19 protein-coding genes and 1 riboswitch are annotated in these 24,740 nt (G+C 57.7%); of the genes, 14 read left to right on the top strand and 5 right to left on the bottom strand.

Going from position 1 to position 24,740, the window contains the following annotated elements; genetic code table 11:
* Positions 1 to 23: 23 nt before the first annotated feature.
* Genes leuA through leuD form a run of 4 tightly spaced genes read left to right on the top strand, consistent with a single transcriptional unit; the run spans position 24 to position 4,705 of the window.
* Positions 24 to 1,595 (top strand): 2-isopropylmalate synthase, encoded by a 1,572-nt coding sequence (gene leuA, locus BFV63_RS03570; protein WP_023315385.1) that lies wholly within the window; start codon positions 24 to 26, stop codon positions 1,593 to 1,595.
* A complete protein-coding gene (gene leuB, locus BFV63_RS03565) occupies positions 1,595 to 2,686 on the top strand; it encodes a 3-isopropylmalate dehydrogenase (protein ID WP_048241403.1) in 1,092 nt (363 codons plus the stop codon). The genes leuA and leuB overlap by 1 nt, the downstream gene beginning before the upstream one ends.
* A gap of 2 nt (positions 2,687 to 2,688) precedes the next feature.
* Positions 2,689 to 4,089, top strand: coding sequence for a 3-isopropylmalate dehydratase large subunit (gene leuC / locus BFV63_RS03560; protein ID WP_003856382.1), 1,401 nt, complete (start codon positions 2,689 to 2,691; stop codon positions 4,087 to 4,089).
* Between the two features lie 10 nt (positions 4,090 to 4,099).
* Positions 4,100 to 4,705, top strand: coding sequence for a 3-isopropylmalate dehydratase small subunit (leuD, locus tag BFV63_RS03555; RefSeq protein WP_048241404.1), 606 nt, complete (start codon positions 4,100 to 4,102; stop codon positions 4,703 to 4,705).
* Positions 4,706 to 4,763: 58 nt separating this feature from the next.
* Here the strand turns inward: leuD and BFV63_RS03550 are convergent, their stop codons facing one another.
* Entirely contained in the window at positions 4,764 to 5,942 is a 1,179-nt protein-coding gene (locus tag BFV63_RS03550) for a sugar efflux transporter (protein WP_003856386.1), read from the bottom strand.
* A 121-nt stretch (positions 5,943 to 6,063) separates the two neighbouring features.
* Entirely contained in the window at positions 6,064 to 6,216 is a 153-nt protein-coding gene (gene sgrT, locus BFV63_RS03545) for a glucose uptake inhibitor SgrT (protein WP_003856388.1), read from the bottom strand.
* 88 nt (positions 6,217 to 6,304) lie between these two features.
* Between sgrT and sgrR the strand changes: the two genes are divergently transcribed.
* The 4 genes from sgrR (at position 6,305) to thiQ (ending at position 11,383) form a co-directional block, all read left to right on the top strand.
* Positions 6,305 to 7,960 (top strand): HTH-type transcriptional regulator SgrR, encoded by a 1,656-nt coding sequence (sgrR, locus tag BFV63_RS03540; protein ID WP_048241405.1) that lies wholly within the window; start codon positions 6,305 to 6,307, stop codon positions 7,958 to 7,960.
* Positions 7,961 to 7,996: 36 nt separating this feature from the next.
* Positions 7,997 to 8,097, top strand: a riboswitch (TPP riboswitch).
* A gap of 31 nt (positions 8,098 to 8,128) precedes the next feature.
* Entirely contained in the window at positions 8,129 to 9,112 is a 984-nt protein-coding gene (gene thiB / locus BFV63_RS03535) for a thiamine ABC transporter substrate binding subunit (RefSeq protein WP_045335535.1), read from the top strand.
* Positions 9,088 to 10,698 (top strand): thiamine/thiamine pyrophosphate ABC transporter permease ThiP, encoded by a 1,611-nt coding sequence (gene thiP / locus BFV63_RS03530; RefSeq protein WP_003856395.1) that lies wholly within the window; start codon positions 9,088 to 9,090, stop codon positions 10,696 to 10,698. Before thiB ends, thiP begins: the two co-directional genes overlap by 25 nt.
* On the top strand, positions 10,682 to 11,383 hold the full coding sequence (thiQ, locus tag BFV63_RS03525; RefSeq protein WP_032608486.1) for a thiamine ABC transporter ATP-binding protein ThiQ: 702 nt from the start codon (positions 10,682 to 10,684) through the stop codon (positions 11,381 to 11,383). The genes thiP and thiQ overlap by 17 nt, the downstream gene beginning before the upstream one ends.
* Before the next feature lie 43 nt (positions 11,384 to 11,426).
* On the opposite strand, the gene BFV63_RS03520 is transcribed toward thiQ, so the two are convergent.
* On the bottom strand, positions 11,427 to 12,194 hold the full coding sequence (locus BFV63_RS03520) for a DedA family protein (RefSeq protein ID WP_023324146.1): 768 nt from the start codon (positions 12,192 to 12,194) through the stop codon (positions 11,427 to 11,429).
* Positions 12,195 to 12,312: 118 nt separating this feature from the next.
* Entirely contained in the window at positions 12,313 to 13,158 is an 846-nt protein-coding gene (araC, locus tag BFV63_RS03515) for an arabinose operon transcriptional regulator AraC (protein ID WP_003856402.1), read from the bottom strand.
* Between the two features lie 337 nt (positions 13,159 to 13,495).
* On the opposite strand from araC, the gene araB reads away from it, so the two are divergent.
* From araB to rluA, 6 genes are all read left to right on the top strand, one after another.
* Positions 13,496 to 15,205: a ribulokinase gene (araB, locus tag BFV63_RS03510; RefSeq protein WP_022650387.1), complete on the top strand. Its 1,710-nt coding sequence runs from the start codon at positions 13,496 to 13,498 to the stop codon at positions 15,203 to 15,205.
* A gap of 10 nt (positions 15,206 to 15,215) precedes the next feature.
* On the top strand, positions 15,216 to 16,718 hold the full coding sequence (gene araA, locus BFV63_RS03505; RefSeq protein ID WP_003856405.1) for an L-arabinose isomerase: 1,503 nt from the start codon (positions 15,216 to 15,218) through the stop codon (positions 16,716 to 16,718).
* A gap of 86 nt (positions 16,719 to 16,804) precedes the next feature.
* Complete coding sequence (gene araD / locus BFV63_RS03500; RefSeq protein ID WP_003856407.1) at positions 16,805 to 17,500, top strand: L-ribulose-5-phosphate 4-epimerase; 696 nt, start codon at positions 16,805 to 16,807, stop codon at positions 17,498 to 17,500.
* A 156-nt stretch (positions 17,501 to 17,656) separates the two neighbouring features.
* A complete protein-coding gene (polB, locus tag BFV63_RS03495) occupies positions 17,657 to 20,014 on the top strand; it encodes a DNA polymerase II (protein WP_003856409.1) in 2,358 nt (785 codons plus the stop codon).
* Between the two features lie 127 nt (positions 20,015 to 20,141).
* Positions 20,142 to 23,048 carry an RNA polymerase-associated protein RapA gene (gene rapA / locus BFV63_RS03490; protein ID WP_003856411.1) on the top strand — a complete coding sequence of 969 codons (2,907 nt, stop codon included), beginning with the start codon at positions 20,142 to 20,144 and terminating at the stop codon, positions 23,046 to 23,048.
* A 12-nt stretch (positions 23,049 to 23,060) separates the two neighbouring features.
* Positions 23,061 to 23,720 carry a bifunctional tRNA pseudouridine(32) synthase/23S rRNA pseudouridine(746) synthase RluA gene (gene rluA, locus BFV63_RS03485; protein ID WP_003856412.1) on the top strand — a complete coding sequence of 220 codons (660 nt, stop codon included), beginning with the start codon at positions 23,061 to 23,063 and terminating at the stop codon, positions 23,718 to 23,720.
* A 30-nt stretch (positions 23,721 to 23,750) separates the two neighbouring features.
* On the opposite strand, the gene djlA is transcribed toward rluA, so the two are convergent.
* Complete coding sequence (djlA, locus tag BFV63_RS03480; RefSeq protein WP_003856414.1) at positions 23,751 to 24,566, bottom strand: co-chaperone DjlA; 816 nt, start codon at positions 24,564 to 24,566, stop codon at positions 23,751 to 23,753.
* Between the last annotated feature and the right edge of the window lie 174 nt (positions 24,567 to 24,740).

Raw genomic sequence — 24,740 nt, 5'->3', positions numbered from 1 at the left:
TAAGACTGACAAGGACCTAACCCATGAGCCAGCAAGTCGTTATTTTCGATACTACTTTACGTGACGGTGAACAGGCATTACAGGCGAGCCTGAGTGTTAAAGAAAAACTGCAAATTGCTCTGGCCCTCGAACGCATGGGTGTAGACGTAATGGAAGTCGGCTTTCCCGTCTCCTCGCCAGGTGATTTCGAGTCAGTGCAGACCATCGCCCGCACCATCAAAAACAGCCGCGTGTGCGGTCTGGCTCGCTGCGTAGAGAAAGATATTGATGTGGCCGCGGAATCCCTGAAAGTTGCAGAAGCCTTCCGTATCCATACATTCATTGCCACCTCCCCCATGCACATTGCGACCAAGCTGCGCAGTACGCTGGATGAAGTGATTGAACGTGCGGTGTATATGGTCAAACGCGCGCGTAACTACACTGATGACGTCGAATTCTCCTGTGAAGATGCAGGCCGCACGCCGATTGACGATTTGGCCCGGGTAGTGGAAGCCGCGATTAATGCCGGAGCCAGAACTATCAACATCCCGGATACCGTCGGCTACACCATGCCGTTTGAGTTCTCCAACATCATCACCGGCCTGTACGATCGCGTGCCAAATATTGATAAAGCCATCATCTCCGTGCATACCCATGACGATTTGGGCCTGGCTGTGGGCAATGCCATCGCCGCCGTTCACGCCGGCGCGCGTCAGGTAGAAGGGGCAATGAACGGCATTGGTGAACGTGCCGGCAACTGCTCGCTGGAAGAAGTGATCATGGCGATCAAGGTGCGCAAAGACATTATGAACGTGCACACTCGCATCAATCACAACGAAATCTGGCGCACCAGCCAGACCGTGAGCCAGATTTGCAACATGCCGATCCCGGCGAACAAGGCGATTGTTGGGGCTGGCGCGTTCGCCCACTCCTCCGGTATTCACCAGGATGGCGTGCTAAAGAACCGTGAAAACTACGAAATCATGACTCCGGAATCCATCGGTCTGAACCAGGTTCAGTTGAACCTGACCTCGCGCTCTGGCCGCGCGGCGGTAAAACACCGTATGGAAGAGATGGGTTATAAGGACAGCGATTACAACATGGATCAGCTGTACGACGCATTCCTGAAGCTGGCTGACAAGAAAGGCCAGGTCTTCGATTACGACCTGGAAGCACTGGCATTCATCAATAAACAGCAGGAAGAGCCAGAACACTTCCGTCTGGACTACTTCACCGTTCAGTCAGGCTCAAGCGATATCGCTACCGCCTCCGTCAAGCTGGCCTGCGGCGATGAAATTAAAGCGGAAGCCGCCAACGGTAACGGCCCTGTGGATGCCATTTACCAGGCGATTAACCGCGTCACTGAGTACGACGTAGAGCTGGTGAAATACGACCTGACGGCAAAAGGGCACGGTAAAGACGCCCTGGGCCAGGTTGATATCGTCGTCAACTACAACGGTCGCCGCTTCCACGGTGTGGGTCTGGCGACAGATATCGTCGAATCCTCCGCGAAAGCGATGGTGCATGTCCTGAACAACATCTGGCGCGCCGCCGAAGTCGAAAAAGAGTTGCAACGCAAAGCTCAGAATAAAGAGAACAACAAGGAAACCGTGTGATGTCGAAGAATTACCATATTGCTGTGTTGCCGGGTGACGGTATTGGCCCGGAAGTGATGGCACAGGCGCTGAAAGTACTGGAAGCTGTTCGTTCGCGTTTTGCGATGAAAATTACCACCAGCCACTACGACGTGGGCGGTATTGCGATTGATAATCACGGTACTCCCCTGCCGAAAGGGACTGTAGAAGGCTGCGAAAATGCCGATGCCGTTCTTTTTGGCTCCGTGGGCGGCCCAAAATGGGAACACCTGCCGCCAGCAGAGCAGCCAGAGCGCGGTGCGCTGCTGCCGTTGCGTAAGCACTTCAAACTGTTCAGCAACCTGCGTCCGGCGAAACTGTACCCGGGGCTGGAAGAGTTTTGCCCGCTGCGCGCGGATATCGCGGCCAACGGTTTCGACATCCTGTGCGTGCGTGAGTTGACCGGCGGCATCTACTTCGGTCAGCCAAAAGGTCGCGAAGGCAGCGGTCAGCATGAGAAAGCGTTTGATACCGAGGTCTATCACCGTTTTGAAATCGAACGTATCGCCCATATCGCGTTTGAGTCAGCGCGCAAACGCCGCCGTAAAGTGACCTCTATTGATAAAGCAAACGTGCTCCAGTCGTCTATTTTGTGGCGCGAAATCGTCACTGAAGTCGCTAAGCAGTACCCGGACGTTGCGCTGTCGCATATGTATATCGACAACGCAACGATGCAGCTGATCAAAGATCCGTCTCAGTTTGACGTGCTGCTGTGCTCCAACCTGTTCGGCGATATTCTCTCGGATGAATGCGCCATGATCACCGGCTCCATGGGTATGCTGCCCTCGGCCAGCCTGAACGAAGAAGGCTTTGGCCTGTACGAACCGGCGGGCGGCTCCGCGCCGGATATCGCAGGCAAAAACATCGCCAACCCGATTGCGCAGATCCTCTCCCTGGCTCTGCTGCTGCGCTATAGCCTGGATGCAGGCGATGCAGCAACCGCAATTGAAAACGCCATTAACCGGGCGTTAGAAGAAGGCGTCCGTACCGGCGATTTAGCACGCGGCACGGCGGCAGTCAGTACCGATGAAATGGGCGACATCATTGCCCACTATGTCGCTGAAGGGGTGTAATCATGGCTAAGACGTTATATGAGAAGTTGTTTGATGCGCACGTGGTCTACGAAGCACCAAACGAAACCCCACTGTTGTACATCGACCGTCATCTGGTACATGAAGTGACCTCTCCTCAGGCATTTGACGGCCTGCGCGCGCACAAGCGCCCGGTGCGTCAGCCGGGTAAAACCTTTGCCACGATGGATCACAACGTTTCCACCCAGACCAAAGACATCAATGCATCTGGCGAGATGGCGCGTATTCAGATGCAGGAGCTGATCAAGAACTGTAACGAGTTTGGCGTGGAGCTGTACGATCTGAACCACCCCTATCAGGGTATCGTCCACGTAATGGGGCCTGAGCAGGGGATTACCCTGCCAGGCATGACCATCGTCTGCGGCGACTCCCATACCGCAACCCACGGCGCATTTGGCGCGCTGGCGTTCGGGATTGGGACCTCTGAAGTTGAACACGTTCTGGCGACGCAGACCCTGAAGCAGGGCCGCGCCAAAACCATGAAGATTGAAGTGAAGGGGAAAGCCGCGCCGGGTATCACCGCGAAAGATATCGTGCTGGCGATTATCGGCAAAACCGGCAGTGCAGGCGGCACCGGTCACGTCGTTGAGTTCTGCGGAGATGCTATCCAGGCGCTGAGCATGGAAGGTCGTATGACCCTCTGCAACATGGCCATTGAGATGGGCGCCAAAGCAGGACTGGTGGCCCCAGACGAAACCACCTTCAACTATGTGAAGGGGCGTCTGCATGCGCCGAAAGGTCAGAATTTTGACGACGCGGTAGCGTACTGGAAAACCCTGAAAACGGACGAGGGGGCAATTTTTGATACCGTTGTGACGTTACAGGCGGAAGAGATCGCCCCGCAGGTCACCTGGGGCACCAACCCGGGCCAGGTGATTTCTGTCAACGACAGCATTCCTGACCCGGCTTCCTTCGCCGATCCGGTCGAGCGCGCCAGTGCGGAAAAGGCGCTGGCCTATATGGGGCTGAAACCCGGCGTACCGCTGACCGACGTGAGCATTGATAAAGTGTTCATCGGCTCCTGTACCAACTCCCGTATTGAAGATTTACGCGCTGCGGCAGAAATTGCTAAAGGCCGCAAAGTGGCGCCGGGCGTGCAGGCGCTGGTTGTGCCGGGCTCCGGTCCGGTGAAAGCCCAGGCGGAAGCGGAGGGTCTGGATAAGATCTTTATCGAAGCAGGCTTCGAATGGCGCCTGCCCGGCTGCTCCATGTGTCTGGCGATGAACAACGACCGCCTGAATCCGGGCGAGCGATGTGCCTCCACCAGCAACCGTAACTTTGAAGGCCGTCAGGGCCGCGGTGGGCGCACCCACCTGGTCAGCCCGGCAATGGCCGCCGCTGCGGCAGTCACCGGTCATTTCGCCGATATTCGCAGCCTGAAATAAGGAGACAATCATGGCAGAGAAATTTACCCAACATACGGGCCGTGTTGTCCCGCTGGATGCCGCTAACGTCGATACTGACGCTATCATTCCTAAGCAGTTTTTGCAGAAAGTGACGCGCACGGGTTTTGGTGCGCATCTGTTCAACGACTGGCGCTTCCTCGACGATAAAGGCGAAGTGCCAAACCCGGAATTCGTCCTGAACTTTCCGGAATACAAAGGCGCCTCCATTTTGCTGGCGCGGGAAAACTTTGGCTGTGGATCGTCGCGTGAACATGCGCCATGGGCATTGACCGACTACGGCTTTAAGGTGGTTATCGCCCCAAGCTTCGCGGATATCTTCTACGGCAACAGCTTTAACAACCAGCTGCTGCCGGTGACGCTGAGTGACGAACAGGTCGATGAACTGTTTGCGCTGGTGCAGGCAAACCCGGGGATTTCGTTTGAAGTGGATCTGGAAGGGGAAGTGGTGAAAGCCGGGGATAAAACCTACAGCTTCAGCATTGATGCGTTCCGTCGCCACTGCATGCTGAACGGTCTGGACAGCATTGGTTTAACTCTCCAGCACGAAGACGCCATCTCCGCGTACGAGAAAAAACAGCCTGCGTTTATGGGCTAAAGACAATGGCCCGCAAAAAGCGGGCCATTGATTTGTTTCGTAAAGCCGCCTTCCAAAATCAGACATCCTTAACCCGGCAAGTCAGCCCAAGCGTAACCACCGAAATCGCGGCAATCACCCAGTAAACTGAGCCATGCCCGTAACTTTGCGCCAGCGCCCCCTGAATCACCCCCGCCAGGATCACTCCGGTCGAAATGCTGTTGGTAAAAAGCGTGGTCGCAGAGCCTGCGCGTCCGGGCATAAGATCCTGGAACCAGAGCATGCCGATCCCGGCAACGATGCCGATAAATACCGCGTTAAACAGCTGTAACGTCAGCAAAGCTTCACGCGAATGGAACAGGATCAGCCCCGCGTAGAACACCACCCCAGCCGCCACGGCGACGACCATCATCCGACGCTTTCCGAAACGTTTGACGTAGTAACCCGCCAGAATCATCGCCGGGATCTCCAGCCCGGCAGCGGTGCCCATCAGGATCCCCGCGAGCTTGTCGGGCAGTCCCAGATCGCTGCTGATCCACAGCGGCATATCGATAATGTACATGGTGTTGCAGGTCCACATCAGCGTGGAGGCGATAAACAACATGCGGACGTTTTTATCCTGCCAGCCGCTCACCTGCGTGATGGGCTTGTCCGTCACCTGCTCTACGCGCGCCACCGATGGCAGCGCAAAGGCTATCAGCGCCAGGCTGATGACAAAAATCCCCGCCGCGATGGAAAACATGGTGGTGAAGCCGTAGTTCAGCGCCAGCATGAACGCCAGCGGGGGACCAATGACCCACGCCAGCGAGAGCTGCGCACGCATCACCGAGCTGAACATCACCACTTCCCTCGCCGAGTTGTCGGCGTACTCCCGTGCCAGGGCGAAGAGCTGCGGCATGGCGGTGTTCGCCAGAGAGGCCAGCAGCACGCCGCAGGTAATGAGCGTCAGGTAATGGCGGTTGAAGGCAAACAGCAGCGCGTTGCCCACGGCCATTGCGCAACAAAAGAGGATCAGCTTGCGGCGATCGCCCTGGCTGTCGGATCGTTTCGCCAGCCACAGGCTGACGAGGATCCCGGCAATGGCGTTGACGGTGTAGAACAGGCCCACCCAAAACGGCTGCGCCCCCACCTCGCGGCTGAGAAACAGGCTCAGCGTCGGCGCCTGTAGCGCGCCGGCTACGCCCATCATGAAGGCCACCAGCATAAAAGCGGCGTACACGCCATTCAGGCGTCGCCCCATCGTCATCAACCAGAGCATGCGCAAGTCCTTATGAAAGCGAATCGAAATTGGGTGAAATAGTAAACGAAAAAAGCCAGCAAAAAACATTTTGCTGGCGGGTGATTAGCACCAATACTCAGTCACACATGATCGAGGCGAGTTAGCGAGAAGAGGTCGGTTTCGTAACGTCCCACTGCATCAGATCTTCCAGTATTCTCAGCCGCTGCTCTGCGCACTGGCGGGCCAGCCAGGACACTCCCTTTGTCGCTGAAAAATAGTGCTGATAAAACTGACGTGCGGTAGACCTCTTCATAATTTACCTCCTCGCTTCATCGATAAGGATTATTGGCTTAATATAGGGATTAATAAATTGCTGATTTTTTGTCAGGAGTTCCCCTTTTATGCCTTCTGGTCGTCTGCAACAACAATTTATCCGCCTCTGGCAGTGCTGTGAGGGGCAATCGCAGGAAACCACGCTCAACGAGTTGGCTGACCTGCTTAGCTGTTCCCGCCGCCATATGCGCACGCTGCTCAATACCATGCAGCAGCAGGGGTGGTTAAGCTGGGAAGCGGAGGCGGGACGCGGGAAACGCTCGCGGCTGACCTTTCTCTACACCGGGCTGGCATTGCAGCAGCAGCGTGCAGAAGACCTGCTCGAGCAGGACCGTATCGATCAGCTGGTCCAGCTGGTGGGCGACAAGGCCGCCGTGCGCCAAATGCTGGTCTCCCATCTCGGACGCAGTTTTCGTCAGGGCCGACACATTCTGCGGGTGCTCTACTACCGTCCGATGAAAAATCTGTTGCCCGGCACGGCGTTACGGCGTTCTGAAACCCACATGGCCCGACAAATCTTCAGCGGCCTGACGCGAATAAATGAGGAAAACGGGGAACTGGAGGCGGATATCGCGCACCACTGGCAACAGCTTTCCCCGCGCCACTGGCGCTTTTTCTTACGCCCCGGCATTCATTTCCACCATGGACGCGAGCTGGAGATGCGCGACGTTATCGATTCCTTAGAGCGAGCCCGCACGCTGCCGCTCTATTCGCATATCTCGCGGATCCACTCCCCAACGGCCTGGACGCTGGATATTGAGCTATCGCAGCCGGACAAATGGCTTCCGTGGCTTCTGGGCTACGTCCCCTCAATGATCCTGCCTGCCGAGTGGCGCTCCCTGAACAATTTTTCCAGCCAGCCGATTGGTACGGGCCCCTACTCCGTTACACGAAACAACAGTAATCAGCTGAAGATCCGCGCCTTTGATGATTACTTTGGCTACAGGGCGTTGATCGACGAAGTGAACGTCTGGGTGTTACCGGATCTCAACGAAGAGCTGAGCGCAGGCCTGACCCTGGAAGGGCCAACAGCCGGTGAAAAGGCGTTCGAAAGCCGCCTGGAGGAGGGCTGCTACTACCTGCTCTTTGATAGCCGCAGCCATCGCGGGGCAAACCACGACGTACGCAGGTGGATAAGCCATATTCTTGCCCCTGCTAACCTGATTTATCACGCAGAGGAGCAATACCAGACCTGGTGGTTCCCGGCCTATGGCCTGCTTCCGCGCTGGCACCATGCGCAGCCAGTGCGCAGTGAAAAACCTGCCGGACTGGAGACCATCACCCTCAGCTACTATCGCGATCACATTGAGCACAGGTTTATCGCAAGGATCATGAGCACGCTGCTGGCAGCCGAAGGCGTGACGCTGGCGATACAGGAAGTCGATTATGATGAATGGCATCGCGGAGACGTCATCAGCGATATCTGGCTCAACAGCGCAAACTTTACGCTGCCGCTTGATTTCTCGCTCTTTTCTCACCTGTACGAAGTGCCCCTGATTCAGCACTGTATCAACCGGGACTGGCAGCAGGACGCCGCACGGTGGCGGGCAGGAGAAATGGATCTGGCCGCCTGGTGTCAGGAATTACTGGCCGGGCAGACGATCGTACCGTTGATTCACCACTGGCTGCTGATCCAGGGCCAGCGCAGCATGCGCGGCCTGCGGATGAACACCCTGGGCTGGTTTGATTTTAAATCCGCCTGGTTTGCGCCGCCGGAGCCATAACGCTTTCGTAATATTCACCAAATCATTACAATAGCGCCGTTCTCAACGGGGTGCTGCATCACAGATGTGCGCTGAGATAATACCCGTCGAACCTGATCCGGATAACGCCGGCGAAGGGATTTGAGGCTGTCTCTCAAAATCCTTTGCCACTCAACCCTGAGGTGCAAAGTGTTAAAAAACGTTCTTCCTCTGCTGGCGCTGTTTGCGCTGCCTGTTTTTGCTAAGCCTGTTCTGACGGTCTACACCTACGACTCCTTCTCCGCCGACTGGGGCCCTGGCCCGGTGGTAAAAAAAGCCTTTGAAGCGGACTGCAACTGCGAGCTGAAATTCGTGGCGCTGGAAGATGGCGTCTCGCTGCTTAACCGGCTGCGCATGGAAGGCAAAAACAGCAAAGCCGACGTGGTGCTCGGGCTGGATAACAACCTGCTGGAAGCCGCCACCCAAACCAGACTGTTCGCCAAAAGCGGCGTGGCGGCAGATGCCGTTAACGTACCGGGCGGCTGGAAAAACGACACCTTCGTTCCCTTTGATTACGGTTACTTTGCGTTTGTCTACGATAAAAACAAGCTGAAGAATCCGCCCAAAAGCCTGAAAGAGCTGGTCGAAAGTGACCAGAAATGGCGCGTGATTTACGAAGATCCGCGTACCAGCACGCCGGGTCTGGGGCTGCTGCTGTGGATGCAAAAAGTTTACGGGGATAAAACGCCGGAAGCGTGGCAGAAGCTGGCCGCGAAAACCGTTACCGTCACCAAAGGCTGGAGCGAAGCCTATGGCCTGTTCCTGAAAGGCGAAAGCGACCTGGTGCTGAGCTACACTACCTCTCCGGCCTACCACATTATCGCCGAGAAGAAAGACAACTACGCCGCCGCGAACTTTGCTGAAGGGCATTATTTGCAGGTGGAAGTGGCCGCCCGCACCGCCGCGAGCAAACAGCCGGAGCTTGCCGAAAAATTCCTGGAATTTATGATCTCCCCGGCATTTCAGAACGCTATTCCGACCGGCAACTGGATGTACCCGGTCACTGACGTTGCGCTGCCGGCAGGCTTTGAGCAGCTAAACAAGCCGCAAACCTCACTGGAATTTACGCCGCAGCAGGTTGCCGCCCAGCGCGCCGCATGGATTAGTGAATGGCAACGCGCCGTCAGCCGCTGATCCCCGGCTGGTTAGTTCCCGGGCTGCTCGCCGCCGTACTGATGGTCGTCGTCAGCCTGGGTGCATTCCTTGCGCTGTGGTTTAACGCGCCAGAGAGCGATCTGCTCGCCCTCTGGCACGACAGCTATCTCTGGCACGTCATCCGCTTCTCCTTCTGGCAGGCGTTTCTCTCCGCGCTGCTGTCGGCGATCCCGGCCATTTTCCTTGCACGCGCCCTCTATCGCAGACGTTTCCCCGGCAGGCTTGCCCTGCTGCGGCTGTGCGCGATGACGCTGATCCTGCCCGTGCTGGTGGCGGTGTTCGGCATTCTGAGCGTCTACGGTCGGCAGGGCTGGCTGGCATCCCTCTTCAACCTGCTTGGTCTGGAATGGACCTTCTCCCCTTACGGCCTGAAAGGCATTCTGCTGGCGCATATTTTTTTCAATATGCCGATGGCGACGCGCCTCTTTTTACAGGCGCTGGAAAACATTCCCGGTGAGCAGCGTCAGATTGCCGCCCAGCTTGGCATGCGCGGCTGGTCGTTCTTCCGCTTTGTCGAATGGCCGTGGCTGCGACGCCAGATTGCTCCGGTTGCCGCGCTAATCTTTATGCTCTGCTTCGCCAGCTTCGCGACCGTACTTTCTCTCGGCGGCGGGCCGCAGGCCACCACCATTGAGCTGGCGATCTATCAGGCCTTAAGTTACGACTACGATCCGGGCCGCGCCGCGCTGCTGGCGATCGTGCAGATGGTCTGCTGCCTGGCGCTGGTGTTACTCAGCCAGCGGCTAAGTAAAGCGATCCCCACAGGTAGCAATAACCTGACAGGCTGGCGCGATCCGCAGGACAGCCTGCACAGCCGCGTCGCGGATTTTATGCTAATCGCATTGGCACTCCTGCTTCTGCTGCCCCCGCTGCTGGCCGTTATTGTTGATGGCCTGAATCGCAATGTGTTGTCGGTACTGCAACAGCCTGTCCTGTGGCAAGCAACGTGGACCTCATTGCGCATCGCGCTGGCTGCCGGGCTACTGTGCGTGATCCTGACCATGATGCTGCTCTGGAGCAGCCGCGAACTGCACGCGCGTCATGCCCGTAAAGCCGGACACGCGCTGGAACTGACGGGTATGCTGATCCTGGCGATGCCGGGCATTGTGCTGGCGACCGGATTCTTTTTACTGTTCAACAGCACCATCGGCCTGCCGGAAAGCGCCGACGGCATCGTCATTTTTACCAACGCACTGATGGCCATCCCTTACGCGCTCAAGGTGCTGGAAAACCCGATGCGCGACGTCAATAGCCGCTACAGTTTGCTGTGTCAGTCGCTGGGCATGCAGGGCTGGCAGCGTCTGAAGGTGGTCGAACTGCGCGCGCTAAAGCGTCCGCTGGCCCAGGCGCTGGCGTTTGCCTGCGTGCTGTCGATTGGCGATTTTGGCGTTGTGGCCCTCTTCGGCAACGAGGATTTCCGCACGCTGCCGTTCTGGCTTTATCAGCAAATTGGCTCCTATCGTAGCCAGGACGGCGCCGTCACGGCGCTACTCCTGTTGCTGCTGTGCTTTGCGTTATTTACCGTTATCGAAAAACTTCCGGGGCGTGATGTTAAAACTGACTGATGTAACCTGGCTTTATGAGCACCTGCCAATGCGTTTTACCCTCTCCGTTCGTCAGGGAGAGCGAATCGCAGTGCTTGGCCCCAGCGGGGCCGGAAAAAGTACCCTGCTCAATCTGATTGCCGGTTTTTTACAGCCTGCCAGCGGGTCGATCGTCATTGATAATGGCGAGTATACCTACGCTCCGCCGGCTAAGCGCCCGGTGTCGATGCTGTTCCAGGAAAACAATCTGTTCAATCATCTTACGGTGTGGCAGAACATCGCGCTGGGTATGGATCCGGGGTTGAAGCTCAATGTTGCGCAGCGTCAGACGCTGGAGGCGATCGCCGAACAAATGGGCCTGGCTGCGTTTATCAACAGACTACCGGGTGAGCTTTCCGGCGGCCAGCGCCAGCGCGTGGCGCTGGCGCGCTGCCTGGTGCGCAAGCAGCCGCTACTGCTGCTCGATGAACCCTTTTCGGCGCTCGACCCCGCTCTGCGTCAGGAAATGCTCTCGCTGGTTGAGGAGGTTTGCGAGCGCGAACAACTGACGATGCTGATGGTTTCGCATAGCATCGAAGATGCCGCACGCATCGCGCCGCGATCGGTGGTGATCGCGGAGGGACGTATTTTGTGGGATGGGGAAACAGAAGAACTTCTGAGTGGTAAGGCGGGGGCATCTTCACTTTTAGGTATTCGTGAGGTCTGATGCCCTCACCCTTGCCCTCTCCCACAGGGAGAGGGAAAACACCTTAACGGCTCACCACCTTCAACAGGATCTCGCCGTACACCGGCATCAGCGGGTGGCGGATCAGCGCGATCAGCGCCACCACGGCCACCCCCAACGTCAGCGGGGCCAGCCAGAGCAGGCGAGTGCGCGGAAGATAGCGCGTCAGACGATCAACACTGGCTTTCGCGCTGCGCCACAGGCGCCAGCAGAGCCAGACCGCCAGCCACAGCAGCACCGCCGTGCCCAGCAGCAGCCATTTAAACTCACCGCTTTGCATACCGTCAGGAATATCAATCGCCGCGCCCGCCAGGATACCCGGCAGGAAGTAGAACGGCGGCCAGAAGACGCAGCCGATGATATTCGGCACCACAAACTTCGCGACGGGCAGATCCAGCATCCCGGCCACCATCGGCACCAGCGGACGCGTTGGGCCAACGAAGCGCCCCACGAGGATGGTGAACATGCTGTGCTGGTGCAGCGCATGCTCGGTTTTATCCAGCAGCGCTTTGTTTTTTTTCATGAACGACCAGCGGTGCAGCGGCTTCTTAAAGCGCCAGCCCAGCCAGAAGGAGATCCAGTCCCCCAGCAAACAGCCGATAATACCGGCCATCCACGCCTGCCAGAAATTGACCTCGCCGCTGCCGATAAGCGCCCCAAGCCCCGCCATCATCACGGTGCCGGGCAGGATCAGCCCGACCAGCGCCAGCGACTCCAGAAACGCCACCAGCGCCACGGCGATGAGCGAATACATAACGGACTGGGTAATAAAATGTTCCAGCAATGCCTGCATAACTATTCCGGTCAGAAAACGAATCAGCGATTCTGCTTAGCGCCCTGCACCGCGTCAAGGCATCAATTGTCTGAATAGTTTACAAGATGCGCCTGAAGTTCACCTGAATGTTTACCGATTATTCACATCCCGCACGGAATTCGCTCGGGCTGGCACCGGTGCACTTCTTAAACACGCGAGAGAAATAGAGCTGATCTTCAAAGCCGACGTTACGCCCGACGGTGGCGATAGGCATTCGGGTGGTGCTGAGCAGCAGTTTCGCCTGGCTGATGCGCTGATCCTCGCGCCAGCTGAGTACGCTCACGCCAAGCTGCTGGCGGAACAGATGCGACAGCCGTGACGGCGACAGGCACACATGCTGGGCGACGCTGGCAATATCAAACTGGCTGTCGGCAAGGTGGTCGCTGATGTACTGGCAGGCGTCGCGGACGCGGTTGTCCAGCGGCGGATTAAGCGACTCGTTGATGGCCTCCATGCGGCGCAGCAGCACCTGTTCAAGCAGGTTGATGGCCAGCAGTTCGGCGTAGCGCCCGCCCGCCTGCCCTGCCTCAATAATCTGTGCGAACAGCTCACGGAACTGCGCCAGATGCGCCTCATCCGGGCGATATAAACCGGTATGGGCGAAAATGGCCGGCCACGAGAGCCACTCCTGCCAGTAGGCGCGCGGACGGAAATAGACCCACTGGTGATACCACTCTTTGGCATCCGGGTGGCGCCCGTAGTGATGGATCTCCCCCGGCGGGAACAGCAGCATATCACCGGGGCGGCAGATAAACTGTTGATCCCCATTTTTGACGACCCCTTCTCCGCGTACGGTCAGGTTCAGGATATATCCCTTCATGCCAAGAGGGCGATCGACGTAAAAATCGAGATATCCCTCGGCCTCAATTGGCGTCAGTCCCGCCACCAGATGGGCGTTAAATGAGTAGCCCGGCAGTAAGGGATCGTTTTGCGGTTCGGCCATAGATTCAGTTCTCCCAAGGGTCCTGAAGGAAACCAATTGTCCATATCGATAAAAGCAGTATAAAAATGGCCCGCGAAAAGATCCAAAAAGCATCACGCCTCTTTTACGTCCGCCATGTTTCAGCCTTTCCCCCTGATTTCTCCGCCAGCACGGGCGGATAAGCAGTAACAAAAGTGTCTATAAGTGCGGCAGAAATGTCCACATAGAATATTTGCACGGCGTCACACTTTGCGTGGCTACAGCAATTTAGTCCATAAGATTAGCGGATCCTGCCTGACGATTTTTGTCCCTAGTCTCTAATGTTCTTCCATACCTGTTTTTTGGATGGAGCAACACCATGGCAATTGCAATTGGCCTCGATTTTGGCAGCGACTCAGTTCGCGCGCTGGCAGTGGACTGTACGACTGGCCAGGAGATAGCAACCAGCGTTGAGTGGTATCCGCGCTGGCAAGAGGGGCGCTACTGCGATGCGCCAAACAACCAGTTCCGTCACCACCCGCGGGACTACATCGAGTCGATGGAAGCGGCGATCAAAACCGTTCTGGCGGAGTTGACCGACGCCCAGCGGGCCGATGTCGTGGGGATTGGCGTCGACAGCACCGGCTCAACGCCTGCCCCTGTCGATGCCGAAGGCCGCGTACTGGCGCTGCGACCGGAGTTTGCCGACAATCCGAACGCCATGTTTGTGCTGTGGAAAGACCATACCGCCGTGGAAGAGGCGGAAGCCATCACCCGCTTATGCCATCAGCCGGGCAAAACTGACTACTCCCGCTACATCGGCGGGATTTACTCCAGCGAGTGGTTCTGGGCCAAGATCCTGCACGTTACCCGCGCGGACGCGTCGGTCGCACAGGCAGCGGCGTCATGGATTGAGCTGTGCGACTGGGTTCCCGCCCTGCTCTCCGGCACCACGCGTCCGCAGGATATTCGCCGCGGCCGTTGCAGCGCCGGGCATAAATCGCTGTGGCATGAAAGCTGGGGTGGTCTGCCTCCGGCAGCGTTCTTCGATGAACTCGACCCGATCATCAACAAAAACCTGACATACCCGCTGTTCACCGACACCTTCACCGCCGATATCCCGGTCGGCACGCTCTGCGAAGAGTGGGCGAAACGCCTCGGTCTGCCGCAAAACGTGACCATTTCCGGCGGCGCGTTCGACTGCCATATGGGGGCCGTGGGCGCGGGTGCGCAGCCCAACACGCTGGTGAAAGTTATCGGCACCTCCACCTGTGACATTCTGACGGCAGATAAAGCCAGCGTCGGCGACCGCGCGGTGAAAGGCATCTGCGGCCAGGTTGACGGCAGCGTGGTGCCTGATTTTATCGGCCTTGAAGCGGGCCAGTCCGCCTTCGGTGATATCTATGCCTGGTTTGGCCGCGTGCTCGGCTGGCCGCTGGATCAGCTGGCTGCCGCGCATCCTGAACTGAAAACGCAGATTACGGCGAGCAAAAAACAGCTCCTGCCGCAGCTCACGGACGCCTGGGCAAAAAATCCGTCTCTCGACCACCTGCCGGTGGTGCTGGACTGGTTCAACGGCCGTCGTACGCCGTTTGCCAACCAGCGTCTGAAAGGAGTGATTACCGATCTCAACCTCGCGACCGACGCGCCCGCGCTGTTTGGCGGCCTGATCGCCGCCACCGCGTTCGGCGCGCGCGCCATCATGGAGTGCTTCATCGACCAGGGCATTGACGTGAACAACGTGATGGCGCTGGGCGGGATCGCCCGTAAAAATCCGGTGATTATGCAGGCCTGCTGCGACGTGCTGAACCGGCCGCTGCAAATTGTGGCCTCCGATCAGTGCTGTGCGCTGGGTGCCGCGATTTTCGCTGCCGTGGCCGCAGGCGTCCATGCGGATATCCCGACCGCGCAACAGCATATGGCGAGCGCCGTCGAAAATACGCTCCATCCGCAGACTCAGCAGGCACAACGCTTTGAACAGCTTTATCAGCGCTACCAGCAATGGGCAAAAAGCGCCGAACTTCACTATCTCCCTGTCGCCGCCCCGGCCAAAAGCACCGCGGACACTACGGCAACCCTGACACATTAAGGACACGATAATGACCATTTTTAATAATTATGAAGTGTGGTTTGTGATTGGCAGCCAGCATTTGTACGGACCGGAAGCGTTGCAGCAGGTGACGAAACACGCGGAGCACGTTGTGAATGCGCTGAACGCGGAAGCCAAACTGCCGTGCAAACTGGTGCTGAAGCCGCTGGGGACTACCCCGGACGAAATCACCAACATTTGCCGCGATGCCAATTACGATGACAAATGCGCTGGCCTGGTGGTGTGGCTGCACACCTTCTCACCAGCCAAAATGTGGATCAACGGCCTGGCTATCCTCAACAAACCGCTGTTGCAATTCCACACGCAGTTCAACGCCTCCCTGCCGTGGGACAGCATCGACATGGACTTCATGAACCTGAACCAGACCGCGCACGGCGGCCGCGAGTTCGGCTTCATCGGCGCGCGCATGCGTCAACAGCATGCCGTGGTGACCGGCCACTGGCAGGATGGCCAGGCACAAAAACGCATTGGCTCCTGGATGCGTCAGGCGGTATCTAAGCAGGATACCCGTCACCTGAAAGTGGTGCGTTTCGGCGACAACATGCGCGAAGTGGCGGTCACCGACGGTGATAAAGTGGCCGCGCAGATTAAATTTGGCTTTTCCGTCAACACCTGGGCGGTGGGCGACCTGGTGCAGGTGGTGAATGACATCAGCGATGGCGACGTTAACGCGCTGGTGGACGAGTACGAAAGCAGCTACCGTCTGACGCCTGCGGCACAAATCAACGGCGACAAGCGCCAGAATGTGCTGGACGCGGCGCGCATTGAGCTGGGCATGAAGCGCTTCCTGGAACAGGGCGGCTTCCACGCTTTTACCACCACCTTTGAAGATCTCCACGGCCTGAAACAGCTCCCGGGTCTGGCGGTACAACGTCTGATGCAGCAGGGCTACGGCTTTGCGGGCGAAGGCGACTGGAAAACTGCCGCTCTGCTTCGCATCATGAAGGTGATGTCAACCGGTCTACAGGGCGGCACCTCTTTTATGGAGGACTACACCTACCACTTCGAGAACGGCAACGATCTGGTGCTCGGCTCGCACATGCTGGAAGTGTGTCCATCCATCGCGGTTGAAGAGAAACCGATCCTCGACGTGCAGTACCTCGGCATTGGCGGCAAAGCGGATCCGGCCCGTCTGATCTTCAACACCCGTACCGGCCCGGCCATTAACGCCAGCCTGATCGACCTCGGCGACCGTTTCCGCCTGCTGGTGAACTGCGTCGATGCGGTGGAAACTCCGCATTCTCTGCCGAAACTGCCGGTCGCCAACGCCTTGTGGAAAGCGCAGCCTGACCTGCCAACCGCGTCGGAAGCCTGGATCCTGGCCGGCGGCGCGCACCACACCGTATTCAGCCACGCGCTTGACCTGAACGATATGCGTCAGTTTGCCGAGCTGCACGACATCGAACTGACCGTGATTGATAACGATACCCGTCTGCCAGCCTTTAAAGACGCGCTGCGCTGGAACGAAGTCTATTACGGTTCAAAACGCTAAGCCCTGAATGCCCGGTGGCACTTCGTTTACCGGGCCTACGGTTCTGTAGGCCGGATAAGCGAAGCGCCATCTGGCAGGAGACGACAATGTTAGAAGATCTCAAACGTCAGGTACTCGAAGCCAACCTGGCGCTGCCAAAACATAACCTGGTGACCCTGACCTGGGGCAACGTCAGCGCCGTTGACCGGGAAAAAGGGGTGTTCGTGATCAAGCCTTCCGGCGTGGATTACACGGTAATGACCGCAGAAGACATGGTGGTGGTCAGCATCGAAACGGGTGAAGTGGTTGAAGGCAATAAAAAGCCCTCCTCCGATACGCCCACTCACCGCCTGCTGTATCAGGCCTTCCCGACCATCGGTGGGATTGTGCATACCCATTCGCGTCACGCGACCATCTGGGCGCAGGCGGGCCAGCCTATTCCGGCGACCGGCACCACCCACGCGGACTACTTTTACGGCACCATTCCCTGCACGCGTCTGATGACCGATGCGGAGATCAACGGTGAGTACGAATGGGAAACCGGGAACGTGATCGTCGAAACCTTCGAAAAACAGGGAATCGACGCGGCGCAAATGCCCGGCGTGCTGGTGCACTCCCACGGCCCGTTTGCCTGGGGTAAAAACGCGGAGGACGCTGTGCACAACGCGATCGTGATGGAGGAAGTCGCCTATATGGGGATCTTCTGCCGCCAGATGGCACCGCAGCTGCCGGACATGCAGCAAACCCTGCTGGATAAGCATTACCTGCGTAAGCACGGTGCGAAAGCCTACTACGGGCAGTAAACCTTTGCCCGGTGGCGCTGCGCTTACCGTGACTGCGGAACCTCTAGGCCGGATAAGCGCAGCGCCATCCGACTGAACAGGCACTGTATAAAACCCCAGCAAACACCCCTCAACCAGGCTATAATCAGGCCTGGTTTTGTTTTATGGGATAACGCCGTGACGCAGGCGCAAGAAGGCTTTTTACTGACCAGACACTGGCGGGATACCCCTCAGGGTACTGAGGTTGAATTCTGGCTGGCAACGGACAACGGCCCGCTAAACGTTACGCTCCCGCCGCAGGAGTCCGTGGCCTTTATTCCTGAAGCTCACGTCGAGAAAGTGAAACAAATGCTGCGCGGCGAAAACGGCTGGCGCATAACCCCGCTTGAACTGAAAGATTTCCACCGCCAGCCGGTTTACGGCCTCTATTGCCGCGCCCATCGCCAGTTAATGCGCTATGAAAAACTGCTCCGTGAAGCGGGCGTGACGCTTTACGAGGCCGACATTCGCCCGCCTGAACGCTTTCTGATGGAGCGGTTTATCACCGCCCCCGTCTGGGTAGATGGCACCGCGCAAAATGGCAGGATCGTTAACGCGCGCCTCAAGCCTAGCCCGAATTATCGCCCCCCGCTCAAGTGGGTCTCGCTGGATATCGAAACCACCCGCCACGGCGAACTGTACTGCATTGGTCTGGAAGGCTGTGGGCAGCGGGTTGTCTATATGCTCGGGCCGCCAAACGGCGATGCGTCCGCGCTGGATTTTAATCTGGAGTACGTCAACAGCCGCCCGCAACTGCTGGAGAAGCTTAACCAGTGGTTTGCCGAGCACGATCCGGATGTTCTGATCGGCTGGAACGTAGTGCAGTTTGACCTGCGCGTGCTGCAAAAACATGCCGAGCGTTACCGTATCCCGCTGATGCTGGGGCGCGGAAACAGCGAGCTGGAGTGGCGTGAGCATGGTTTTAAGAACGGTGTTTTCTTCGCGCAGGCTAACGGTCGCCTGATTATCGACGGCATCGAGGCGCTGAAATCCGCCTTCTGGAACTTCTCTTCCTTCTCGCTGGAAGCGGTCGCCCAGGAACTGCTCGGCGAAGGTAAATCCATCGACAATCCCTGGGACCGAATGGACGAGATCGACCGGCGCTTTAATGAAGACAAACCCGCGCTCGCCACCTATAACCTGAAAGATTGCGAGCTGGTGACGCAGATCTTCCACAAAACCGAGATCATGCCCTTCCTGCTGGAGCGGGCGACGGTGAACGGCCTTGCGGTCGACAGGCACGGCGGCTCGGTAGCGGCCTTCAGCCACCTCTATTTCCCGCGGATGCACCGGGCGGGCTATGTCGCCCCTAACCTCGGCGACGTGCCGCCGCAGGCCAGCCCCGGCGGTTACGTGATGGATTCACGGCCCGGGCTGTATGACTCGGTGCTGGTGCTGGATTATAAAAGCCTGTATCCGTCCATTATCCGCACGTTTCTGATTGATCCGGTGGGGCTGGTGGAGGGGATGGCGCAGCCAGACGATGCGCACAGCACCGAAGGTTTTCTTGGAGCACGCTTCTCGCGGGAAAAACACTGCCTGCCCGAAATTGTGGGAAACATCTGGCACGGCCGCGATGAGGCCAAGCGCCACGGCAACAAGCCGCTCTCACAGGCGCTGAAAATCATTATGAACGCCTTTTACGGCGTGCTGGGTACCAGTGCCTGCCGCTTCTTTGATCCCCGTCTGGCGTCGTCCATCACCATGCGCGGGCACGAGATTATGCGCCAGACCAAAGCGCTGATTGAATCCCGGGGCTATGATGTGATTTATGGCGATACAGACTCCACCTTTGTCTGGCTGAAAGCCGCCCATTCGGAAGACGACGCCGCACAAATCGGCAAAGATCTGGTCGCCTTTGTGAACGACTGGTGGCGCGAAAGTTTGCAAAAAGAGCGGTTAACCAGCGCGTTAGAGCTGGAGTTTGAAACCCATTTTGCCCGCTTTTTAATGCCGACCATTCGCGGAACCGACCAGGGCAGCAAGAAGCGCTACGCCGGGCTGATTCAGGAAGGTGACACGCAGCGGATGGTGTTTAAAGGGCTGGAGACAGTGCGCACCGACTGGACGCCGCTGGCACAGCAGTTCCAGCAGACGCTCTACCTGCGGGTGTTCCGCAATGAGCCTTATCAGGATTATGTGCGCGACACCATCGCCAGCCTGATGGCGGGTGAACTGGATGACCAACTGGTGTATCGCAAGCGCCTGCGCCGCCCCCTGGCCGAATATCAACGTAACGTTCCTCCCCACGTACGCGCCGCGCGGCTGGCGGATGAAGAGAACGTTCGCCGGGGCCGTGCGCCGCAGTATCAGAACCGGGGAACGATCAAATACGTCTGGACCACTAACGGCCCGGAACCCGTTGATTACCAGCAGTCTCCGCTTGATTACGATCACTACCTGACCCGCCAGCTTCAGCCGGTTGCGGAGGGAATTTTACCGTTCATCAATGACGACTTTGCTACACTAGTGACAGGACAACTTGGGCTATTTTGACGCGTGACGAAACCGTTGCCATCCAGTACCATAGCGCCCTTTCCATTCCCGGACCCATTTTTCGATGACCGTCTTTTTTGACGGGGTCGAACTATTGCCTGCAATTAAAGATTAGAGCCGAACAACTATGCCTTTTACACTTGGTCAACGCTGGATCAGCGATACAGAAAGCGAACTTGGATTAGGAACCGTCGTTGCCGTCGATGCGCGCATGGTTACCCTCCTTTTCCCTGCTACCGGTGAAAACCGCCTGTACGCTCGCAATGACTCCCCTGTTACCCGCGTAATGTTCAATCCGGGCGACACCGTGACCAGCCACGAAGGCTGGCAGCTGAAGGTTGAAGACGTAAAAGAAGAGAATGGACTGCTCGCCTACATCGGTACGCGTCTTGATACCGACGAGACGAATGTTATCCTGCGTGAAGTGCTGCTCGACAGCAAACTGGTTTTCAGCAAGCCGCAGGACCGTCTGTTTGCCGGGCAAATCGACCGAATGGATCGCTTCTCTCTGCGCTACCGCGCGCGTAAGTTCCAGAGTGAACAGTACCGCATGCCGTGGAGCGGCCTGCGCGGTCAGCGTACCAGCCTTATTCCCCATCAGCTGAATATCGCCCATGACGTGGGCCGTCGCCATGCGCCTCGCGTGCTGCTGGCTGACGAAGTGGGCCTGGGTAAAACCATCGAAGCAGGCATGATCCTGCACCAGCAGCTGCTCTCTGGCGCTGCCGAGCGCGTGCTGATTGTGGTGCCGGAAACGCTGCAACACCAGTGGCTGGTCGAGATGCTGCGCCGCTTTAACCTGCGCTTCTCTCTGTTCGATGACGAACGCTACGCCGAAGCCCAGCACGACGCGGACAACCCGTTTGAAACCGAACAGCTGGTGATCTGCTCCCTGGACTTCGTGCGCCGCAGCAAGCAACGCCTGGAGCATCTGTGCGACGCTGAATGGGATCTGATGGTCGTCGACGAAGCACACCACCTCGTCTGGAGCGAGGACGCGCCAAGCCGCGAATACATGGCGATTGAGCAGCTTGCCGAGCGCGTACCGGGTGTTCTGCTTCTGACCGCCACCCCGGAGCAGCTGGGTCTTGAGAGCCACTTCGCCCGTCTGCGCCTGCTCGATCCGAACCGTTTCCACGATTTTGAGCAGTTTGTGGAAGAGCAGAAAAACTATCGTCCGGTGGCGGACGCCGTCGCGCTGCTGCTGGCCGGTAATCGTCTCTCTAATGATGAACTTAACACCCTCAGCGATCTTATCGGCGAGCAGGATATTGAGCCGCTGCTTCAGGCCGCGAACAGCGACAGCGATAATGCGGGATCTGCGCGTAAAGAGCTGATCGACATGCTGATGGACCGCCACGGCACCAGCCGCGTGCTGTTCCGTAACACCCGTAACGGTGTAAAAGGCTTCCCGAAACGCGAACTGCACACCATCAAACTGCCGCTGCCGACCCAGTACCAGACGGCGATCAAAGTCTCCGGCATTATGGGCACCCGTAAATCTGCGGAAGATCGCGCGCGCGACATGCTCTATCCGGAGCAGATTTATCAGGAATTTGAAGGCGACACTGGCACCTGGTGGAACTTCGATCCGCGCGTGGAGTGGTTGATGGGTTATCTGACCGCGCACCGTTCCCGGAAGGTGCTGGTGATCTGCGCCAAGGCAGCCACCGCCCTGCAACTTGAACAAGTGCTGCGCGAGCGCGAAGGTATTCGCGCCGCCGTGTTCCATGAAGGCATGTCTATTATCGAGCGCGACCGCGCTGCGGCGTGGTTTAGTGAAGAGGACAGCGGCGCGCAGGTTCTGCTGTGCTCCGAAATCGGTTCTGAAGGCCGTAACTTCCAGTTCGCCAGCAATCTGGTGATGTTCGATCTGCCGTTTAATCCGGATCTGCTTGAGCAGCGTATCGGCCGTCTGGATCGTATCGGTCAGGCGCACGATATTCAGATCCACGTTCCGTATCTGGAGAAAACCGCCCAGTCCGTTCTGGTTCGCTGGTACCACGAAGGCCTGGATGCGTTTGAACATACCTGCCCGACCGGCCGCACCATTTACGATCAGGTGCATGCAGACCTGATCGGTTACCTTGCGGCGCCGGAAAACACCGAGGGCTTTGATGAGCTGATCAAATCCTGTCGAGAGAAGCACGACGCGCTGAAAGCCCAGCTGGAGCAGGGGCGCGATCGCCTGCTGGAGATCCACTCCAACGGCGGTGAAAAAGCGCAGCAGCTGGCCGAAAGTATTGAAGAACAGGACGATGACACCAGCCTGATTAGCTTCTCCATGAACCTGTTCGACATCGTCGGCATTAACCAGGACGATCGCGGCGAGAACATGATCGTGCTGACCCCGTCCGATCATATGCTGGTGCCGGATTTCCCGGGCCTGCCGGAAGACGGCTGCACCATCACCTTTGAGCGTGATGTGGCGCTGTCCCGCGAAGACGCACAGTTCATCACCTGGGAGCACCCGCTGATCCGCAATGGCCTGGATCTGATCCTCTCAGGCGATACCGGCAGCAGCACCATCTCCCTGTTGAAGAACAAAGCCTTACCTGTGGGCACGCTGCTGGTGGAGCTGATCTACGTTGTGGAAGCGCAGGCGCCGAAACAGCTTCAGCTTAACCGCTTCCTGCCGCCAACCCCGGTGCGTCTGCTGCTGGATAAAAACGGTACGAATCTGGCCGGTCAGGTAGAGTTTGAAAGCTTCAACCGTCAGCTGAGCGCGGTGAACCGCCATACCGGCAGCAAGCTGGTGAATGCGGTGCAGCAGGACGTGCATGCCATTCTGCAACTGGGTGAAGCCCAGGCCGAAAAAGCGGCCAGAGAACTGATCGATGCGGCGCGTAGCGAAGCCGATGAGAAGCTTTCTGCCGAGCTGTCGCGCCTGGAAGCGTTGAAAGCGGTGAACCCGAACATTCGTGACGATGAGCTGGCCGCCATTGAGAGCAACCGCCAGCAGGTGCTGGAAAGCCTGAATCAGGCGGGGTGGCGTCTCGACGCCCTGCGTCTTATCGTTGTGACGCATCAGTAAGCGGAGCGCAAGATGGTAATGGAGCCCTACAATCCCCCGATGGATCCGTGGCTGGTCATTCTGTATCAGGATGAGCACATTATGGTGGTTAACAAGCCGAGCGGCTTGTTATCCGTGCCGGGGCGTCTGGAAGAGCATAAAGACAGCGTGATGACGCGTATCCAGCGTGATTATCCCCAGGCCGAGTCTGTCCATCGTCTGGATATGGCGACCAGCGGCGTGATTGTGGTGGCTCTGAATAAAGCGGCAGAACGCGAGCTGAAGCGTCAGTTCCGCGAGCGCGAGCCGAAGAAGCAGTATGTCGCGCGCGTCTGGGGTCATCCGGCGCAGGCGGAAGGGCTGGTGGATTTACCGCTGATTTGCGACTGGCCGAACCGGCCAAAGCAGAAGGTGTGTTATGAAACCGGCAAGGCCGCGCAAACCGAGTATGAAGTGCTGGAGTACGCGCCGGATAACACCGCGCGCGTCCTGCTAAAGCCGATTACCGGGCGCTCCCACCAGCTGCGTGTGCATATGCTTGCGATGGGTCACCCGATTCTGGGGGACAGATTCTATGCGCCGCCGGAAGCGCTGGCCTTAGCGCCGCGCCTGCAACTGCATGCGCAGACGCTCACCATTACCCACCCTGCTTTCGGCAACGCCATGACGTTCAAAGCCCCGGTGGACTTCTGAAAAAATGGCCCGACACTGTCGGGCCATTTTTTATTTAAAACCTTTCTGCTCTTTAATCAGCTCGTAGGCTTTCTGAATTTCCTGCGCTTTTTGCTTCGCCATCTCCATCATCTCTGGCGGCAGGCCTTTCGCCACCAGCTTATCCGGATGGTGCTCGCTCATCAGCTTACGATAGGCGCGTTTGATGGTCGTGACATCGTCAGACGACTTCACGCCGAGGACGTTGCAGGCATCTTCAAGCGTAGGGCCACGCTGCGCCTGCTGCCAGCCGCCGGAGGAGTGCTGTTGCTGATAACCACCGCCAAACTGCGCGCCGCCCTGCATCATACGCAGGAACTGGTCGAACTGCATGCGGGAAATGCCCAGCTCTTCGGCAATCACATATAAAACGTCCCGTTCATTCGGATGCAGAGAACCATCCGCGAAGGCGGCCTGGATTTGAATTTCCAGAAACATCCGAATTAAATCAAAACGCCCGAAACAGATGCTACGGAACTGCCGCATTTTTTCACGCAGCGGGTAGTTATCTGATTTACCAATCCGGAACGCATTCTGCGCCGCGATGCGGGATTCGCCGTGCAGATTCATGCGATCCATAAAGACGCTGGCCACCTGAATATCGGCTTCCGTTACGCGCCCTTTTGATTTGGTTAAGTGCCCCATCACCTCGAAGGTGGTGGAGAAAAAGAGTGACTGGCGCTCGCGCTGGTTGGCAAACCAGGCCATTTTGCGGCTGCGTGCTTTATCAAACATATGGCCGATAATGAGGCCAAGAACGACACCCCAGAATCCGGCACCCATAATAATTGCGAACGCAACGCCGATTATTTTACCCCAATACTGCATATACTCCCCGAATGGTCATGTTCCTGGCCGACGCAACGCCATCATTACAGTGGTCGCGCCACGGTCAATTGAGGGACATCGCCTATAATTTGCATTATCATACTCGTCATTCGATAGCGAGCCTAACACTCTGGCGCGCAAACGGGCAGGATTAACGCTGGTACTGCGCTGATG

The sequence above is a fragment of the Enterobacter hormaechei subsp. xiangfangensis genome (assembly GCF_001729785.1).
Taxonomy (GTDB): Bacteria; Pseudomonadota; Gammaproteobacteria; order Enterobacterales; family Enterobacteriaceae; genus Enterobacter; species Enterobacter hormaechei_C.
Note: the sequence above shows the minus strand (reverse complement) of the source record. Positions and strands in the feature narration are given on the sequence as shown.

Excerpts from the sequence above, each read along its gene's own strand:
- leuA (WP_023315385.1), top strand. The coding sequence starts at position 24 with ATGAGCCAGCAAGTCGTTATTTTCGATACTACTTTACGTGACGGTGAA.
- leuB (WP_048241403.1), top strand. The coding sequence starts at position 1,595 with ATGTCGAAGAATTACCATATTGCTGTGTTGCCGGGTGACGGTATTGGC.
- leuC (WP_003856382.1), top strand. The coding sequence starts at position 2,689 with ATGGCTAAGACGTTATATGAGAAGTTGTTTGATGCGCACGTGGTCTAC.
- leuD (WP_048241404.1), top strand. The coding sequence starts at position 4,100 with ATGGCAGAGAAATTTACCCAACATACGGGCCGTGTTGTCCCGCTGGAT.
- BFV63_RS03550 (WP_003856386.1), bottom strand. The coding sequence starts at position 5,942 with ATGCTCTGGTTGATGACGATGGGGCGACGCCTGAATGGCGTGTACGCC.
- sgrT (WP_003856388.1), bottom strand. The coding sequence starts at position 6,216 with ATGAAGAGGTCTACCGCACGTCAGTTTTATCAGCACTATTTTTCAGCG.
- sgrR (WP_048241405.1), top strand. The coding sequence starts at position 6,305 with ATGCCTTCTGGTCGTCTGCAACAACAATTTATCCGCCTCTGGCAGTGC.
- thiP (WP_003856395.1), top strand. The coding sequence starts at position 9,088 with ATGGCAACGCGCCGTCAGCCGCTGATCCCCGGCTGGTTAGTTCCCGGG.
- thiQ (WP_032608486.1), top strand. The coding sequence starts at position 10,682 with ATGTTAAAACTGACTGATGTAACCTGGCTTTATGAGCACCTGCCAATG.
- BFV63_RS03520 (WP_023324146.1), bottom strand. The coding sequence starts at position 12,194 with ATGCAGGCATTGCTGGAACATTTTATTACCCAGTCCGTTATGTATTCG.
- araC (WP_003856402.1), bottom strand. The coding sequence starts at position 13,158 with ATGGCCGAACCGCAAAACGATCCCTTACTGCCGGGCTACTCATTTAAC.
- araB (WP_022650387.1), top strand. The coding sequence starts at position 13,496 with ATGGCAATTGCAATTGGCCTCGATTTTGGCAGCGACTCAGTTCGCGCG.
- araA (WP_003856405.1), top strand. The coding sequence starts at position 15,216 with ATGACCATTTTTAATAATTATGAAGTGTGGTTTGTGATTGGCAGCCAG.
- araD (WP_003856407.1), top strand. The coding sequence starts at position 16,805 with ATGTTAGAAGATCTCAAACGTCAGGTACTCGAAGCCAACCTGGCGCTG.
- rapA (WP_003856411.1), top strand. The coding sequence starts at position 20,142 with ATGCCTTTTACACTTGGTCAACGCTGGATCAGCGATACAGAAAGCGAA.
- rluA (WP_003856412.1), top strand. The coding sequence starts at position 23,061 with ATGGTAATGGAGCCCTACAATCCCCCGATGGATCCGTGGCTGGTCATT.
- djlA (WP_003856414.1), bottom strand. The coding sequence starts at position 24,566 with ATGCAGTATTGGGGTAAAATAATCGGCGTTGCGTTCGCAATTATTATG.